We start from the raw sequence: 829 nt of genomic DNA, 5'->3' as shown, positions 1-829 counted from the left end.
CGGTGGCCAGCGGCGCGGCGGACGGTGCGCCTAAAATCGTTCGTTTTTACCTTCGCGCTTTCGCCGCCCCGCCCATGCCCAAGGCCCCAGCCTCCAATGCCCCGCCCGCCGAACCTGCCAGCTATGAAGCGGCACTGGAAGAGCTGGAGCAGCTCGTGGGCCGCATCGAGTCAGGCCAGTTGCCGCTGGACCAGATGCTGGCCGGTTACCAGCGCGGTGCTACCCTGCTGGCGTTTTGTCGCCACCGACTTGACGCTGTGCAGGACCAGATCAAAGTGCTCGACGAAGGCACCCTGCAGCCATGGACGCAGGAATGATGGCGGCGCACCGCACCCCGGCAGCGTTCGATCTGGCCGGCTGGAGTCGTCGCCACCTCGACGAGGTCGAACGGGCACTGGGCAACTGGGTGGGCGACGGCGCGCCTGCCGGGTTGGGCGAGGCCATGCGTTATGCCGTGCTCGACGGCGGCAAGCGCTTGCGCCCGCTGCTGGTGCTGGCGGCCTTCGAGGCCGTGCACGGCGAAGCGGTTGCGGCAGGGGCCGCAGACGGCAATGCGGCCCTGCGCGCGGGCATGCAAGCCGCCGCTCTGCGTGCGGCCTGTGCGGTGGAGCTGATCCATGCCTATTCCCTCGTGCACGACGACATGCCGTGCATGGACAACGACGTGCTGCGCCGGGGCAAGCCCACCGTGCACGTACAGTTCGGCGAGGCGCAGGCCTTGCTCGCAGGGGATGCCCTGCAGGCGTTTGCCTTTGAGTTGCTGACGCCCGAGGACGAACGCATTCCGCCAGCCGTGCAGGCCACCCTGTGCCGCCAACTGGCGCGGGCT

The 829-nt window shown here is 68.9% G+C and carries 2 protein-coding genes; both read left to right on the top strand.

All coding sequences use genetic code 11. From position 1 onward, the window contains the following. Window positions 1-74: 74 nt before the first annotated feature. A complete protein-coding gene (gene xseB / locus ACDELDRAFT_RS23195; protein ID WP_005801762.1) occupies window positions 75-317 on the top strand; it encodes an exodeoxyribonuclease VII small subunit in 243 nt (80 codons plus the stop codon). Next, window positions 302-829 (top strand): polyprenyl synthetase family protein (locus ACDELDRAFT_RS23190; RefSeq protein ID WP_040330936.1); only part of this gene is annotated, 528 nt, incomplete at its 3' end. The genes xseB and ACDELDRAFT_RS23190, both read left to right, overlap by 16 nt.

This window comes from Acidovorax delafieldii 2AN (assembly GCF_000175235.1).
GTDB lineage: Bacteria > Pseudomonadota > Gammaproteobacteria > Burkholderiales > Burkholderiaceae_C > Acidovorax > Acidovorax delafieldii_B.
The sequence above is the reverse complement of the archived record's forward strand: the minus strand, read 5'-3'. Positions and strand labels throughout refer to the sequence as shown.

Coding starts and splice junctions, on each gene's coding strand:
- xseB (WP_005801762.1), top strand. CDS start 75: ATGCCCAAGGCCCCAGCCTCCAATGCCCCGCCCGCCGAACCTGCCAGC.